Here is a 3,654-nt window from a genome sequence, read left to right on the forward strand (position 1 = left end):
ACCTGCCGACCCAGATGGGCCACGACTCCGACGCGCCGATCGCGCACGGCGAGGTCGGCAAGGTGGGCGTGGCCATCGACTCGATCGACGACATGCGAGTGCTGTTCGCCGGGATCCCGCTGAACCAGGTCTCCACCTTGATGACCATCAACGCCCCCGCCGCGGTGCTGCTCCTGCTCTACCTCTGATCTTGGCCAGTGCTCCGCCCTTCAGGGCGGGGGTGTAGGCCATCCTTGGCCCGGAGGCGCGAAGCGCCGGAGTGCTCTGCGTCCGGGGTGGCGGTCAGAGGGGGCGCTGCTGGTTTTCGATGTACTGCCTGACGATGGTCAGGGGTGCCCCGCCGCATGATCCTGCGAAGTAGGAGCCGGACCAGAAGTGTCCACCCCACAAGTACGGGCGGACGTGGCTGTCGTACTCCTGGCGGAGTCTGCGGGAGCTGACGCCCTTGAGGGAGTTGGCCAGCTTGGAGAGTTGGATCTTGGGCGGGTAGTGCACGAGTAGGTGGACGTGGTCCTGTTCGCCGTTGAACTGCTTCAGCTCGGCCTCAAAGTCGGCGCAGACCTCCCGCATGATCTCTTCTGTACGGGTGAGCATGGCGTCGGTGAACGCGTTCCGCCGGTACTGCGTGACGAAAACCAAGTGAACGTGCAGGTTGCAGACAACATGGCGACCGCTTCTGACATCGGGATGAGGGTTTCAGCGGGGTGACATCATCAAAGGTAGGATTTCGATGGTGAGTCACAACACCCTGGTCAAGCGGAAGTTCGGGCACAGGGCCCGGCTCGCGCTGTCGCCTGCCGAGATGGTGAGGACAGACGACCAGGCGCACGTGGCCCGCACGATGTGGAACCTGCTGCACGCGTGGTGGCAGATGATGCCGAAGGAGAAGCGGACACTCGCGAACGCGGACGCCGCGATCCGACAGGCCCGCCAGGACATCGACTTCCTGGCCGTCCTCCCCGCCCAGGCCGCGCAGGCAGTGCTCAAGACGTACTTCCGGGCGTGGAAGAACTGCTGGGAGAGCCGCGCCGACGCCCCGAACTTCAAGGGCCGCTTGCGCACGGTGATGTCCGTGGACATCCCGCAGGGCCGGGACCTGAACATCACCCGCGTGCACCGCCGCTGGGGGATGGTCAACATTCCCAAGGTGGGCCGGGTCCGCTTCCGGTGGACCAAAGACCTTCCGGTCGGCAAGCGCGCGGGCGCGGAGAACAGGATCACCGGGGCACGGCTGATCAAGGACGTGCTCGGCTGGCACATCGCCTTCCGTGTTCAGACCACGGAGGCCAAGCCCGATCCCCACCAGGGGCCGGACGTCGGCATCGATGTGGGTGTCACCGTCCCCATAGCCCTCTCGGACGGTGAAACGTACGAGCACGGCGAATGGCTGAGCGGTAAGGAGAAGGCAAGGCTCCTGTACGTGGAGCAGCGTGCCGCGCAGCGTAAGCAGCACCGCAAGCCCGGCGAGCGCACCAGCCGCCGGCTGCACCGCACCTATGACCGGATCGCAGGACTGCGCGCGAAAGCCAAGCGCCGGGCCGTGGACTGGCAACACCAGACGACCACCGTCATCGCCCGCACGTACGGCACCGTCGTGGTCGAAGCACTCAGCATCACGAACATGGTCAAGTCAGCCAGGGGAACAATCGAGGAGCCGGGGAAGATCGTTGCCCAGAAGGCTGGGCTGAACCGCTCCATCAGCGGGGAGGCGTGGGGCCGGACGGTCACCATGCTGACGTACAAGACCGCCCGGCTCGGCGGCGCCCTGCACAAGGTCCCCGCCCCCGGCACCTCCAGGCGCTGCTCGGCTTGCGGATTTACCACGCCCGGCAGCCGGGAGTCCCAGGCCGTGTTCGTGTGCAAGAACCCGGACTGCGGTTGGTCGGGCAACGCCGATCACAATGCAGCCCGCAACGTCTTGCACCTGTACCGGATGGGCCACGCGCTCATCCCGGCTGCCGGGAGGGCAGTCGCCAGGCGCGCCAAGCGCGTCAAGCCCGCTGCCGCAAGGTAAGCAGGAATCTCCCGGCTTCAGCCGGGAGAGCACTTCAACAACTGGTCGCCGAGGAACAGGGAGTGGCGGCCGGCCGGCTGAGGGCCACGATCCAGAACGACGTCCTGAAGGAGTACATCGCGCGCGGCACGTACATCTTCCCGCCGAAGCCATCCCTGCGGCTGACCGCGGACATCTTCCGCTACTGCCGGGCCGAGATCCCGAAATGGAACACCATCTCGATCTCCGGCTACCACATGGCCGAGGCCGGTGCCTCGCCCGCGCAGGAGATCGCCTTCACCCTGGCGAACGGGATCGAGTACGTACGCACCGCGGTGGCCGCCGGCATGGACGTCGACGACTTCGCACCGCGCCTGTCCTTCTTCTTCGTGGCCCGTACGACCATCCTCGAAGAGGTCGCCAAGTTCCGCGCCGCCCGCAGGATCTGGGCCCGGATCATGCGGGACGAGTTCGGCGCGGACAACCCCAGGTCGCTGATGCTGCGCTTCCACACCCAGACCGCCGGGGTGCAACTGACCGCCGCCGCCGCCCACCGCGACCGCGGGCGTGGCGGACGGGGCGAGCGTGCGGGTTCCGGGCCGTGGGCCGGGCGCGCTGCACTGACGTGCCGCGATGTGCTGCCCCATGAGCGAGGCGGCGTACTCCGGCGCGGTGCCGGAGTACGCCGCCTTCGGGTGGGCGCTGTGGGCGGGGCGGGTGCCGGGTGGCGGTCCGCGCGTTCACGGTGGCCCTACTTGGGGTCGCGCCTGAACGATGCCGTCGACCAGCGGTAGCCGAGCGCCGCCAGCCCGAGGCACCAGGCGACGGCGATCCATCCGTTGTTGCCGATGTCGGTGCCGAGGAGGAGTCCGCGCAGGGTTTCGATGGCGGGGGTGAAGGGCTGGTATTCGGCGATGGGCTGGAACCAGCCGGGCATGCCGTCGATGGGGGTGAAGGCGCTGGAGATGAGGGGCAGCAGGATCAGGGGCATGGCGCTGTTGCTGGCGGCTTCGGCGTTGGGGCTGGCCATGCCCATGCCGACGGCGATCCAGGTGAGGGCGAGGGCGAACAGGGCGAGCAGGCCGAGGGCGGCGAGCCATTCCAGGACGCCGGCGTCGGTGGAGCGGAAGCCGACGGCGACGGCGACGGCGCCGACGAGGACGACGCTGGCGATGGACTGGATGACGCTGCCGATGACGTGTCCGATGAGGACGGATCCGCGGTGGATGGCCATGGTGCGGAAGCGGGCGATGATGCCCTCGTTCATGTCGGTGGCGACGGAGACGGCGGCGCCGATGACGGTGGAGCCGATGGTCATGAGCAGGATGCCGGGGACGATGTAGGCGATGTAGGCGGAGCGGCCGCCGCCACCGCTGAGGCCGGCGCCCATCACGTTGCCGAAGATGTAGACGAACAGCAGGAGCAGCATGACCGGTGTGAGCAGCAGGTTGAGGGTCAACGAGGGGTAGCGGCGGGCGTGCAGCAGGTTGCGGCGCAGCATGGTGGAGGAGTCGCGCACGGCGAGGGCGAGGGAACTCATCGGACGGTCTCCTTGGACGGGCTGGGCTGCTGCGACGGGGCGGGCTGGGTGGGGATGCCGGTGGTGTCGGTGAGGGCGAAGAAGACGTCGTCGAGGTCGGGGGTGTGGACGGTGAGTTCGT

Annotated in this window: 2 protein-coding genes and 4 pseudogenes; 3 read left to right on the top strand and 3 right to left on the bottom strand. The window is 67.9% G+C overall.

Translation table 11 applies throughout. The features are described 5' to 3' along the window. A pseudogene (locus tag ACWCQK_RS42115) lies at nt 1–182 on the top strand (methylmalonyl-CoA mutase family protein); the annotation flags it as partial. Nucleotides 183–282: 100 nt separating this feature from the next. Here the strand turns inward: ACWCQK_RS42115 and tnpA are convergent. Continuing rightward, a pseudogene (gene tnpA / locus ACWCQK_RS42120) lies at nt 283–711 on the bottom strand (IS200/IS605 family transposase). A gap of 19 nt (nt 712–730) precedes the next feature. Between tnpA and ACWCQK_RS42125 the strand changes: the two are divergent. Next, entirely contained in the window at nt 731–2,014 is a 1,284-nt protein-coding gene (locus tag ACWCQK_RS42125) for an RNA-guided endonuclease InsQ/TnpB family protein (protein WP_451164536.1), read from the top strand. Nucleotides 2,015–2,049: 35 nt separating this feature from the next. After that, a pseudogene (locus tag ACWCQK_RS42130) lies at nt 2,050–2,535 on the top strand (methylmalonyl-CoA mutase family protein); the annotation flags it as partial. Between the two features lie 209 nt (nt 2,536–2,744). On the opposite strand, the gene ACWCQK_RS42135 reads toward ACWCQK_RS42130, so the two are convergent. Together ACWCQK_RS42135 and ACWCQK_RS42140 are read right to left on the bottom strand one after the other, a co-directional pair. After that, complete coding sequence (locus ACWCQK_RS42135; RefSeq protein WP_451164538.1) at nt 2,745–3,533, bottom strand: ABC transporter permease; 789 nt, start codon at nt 3,531–3,533, stop codon at nt 2,745–2,747. Then, a pseudogene (locus ACWCQK_RS42140) lies at nt 3,530–3,654 on the bottom strand (ABC transporter); the annotation flags it as partial. The pseudogene ACWCQK_RS42140 and the gene ACWCQK_RS42135, both read right to left, overlap by 4 nt.

It is taken from the genome of Streptomyces sp. NPDC002306 (assembly GCF_053593435.1).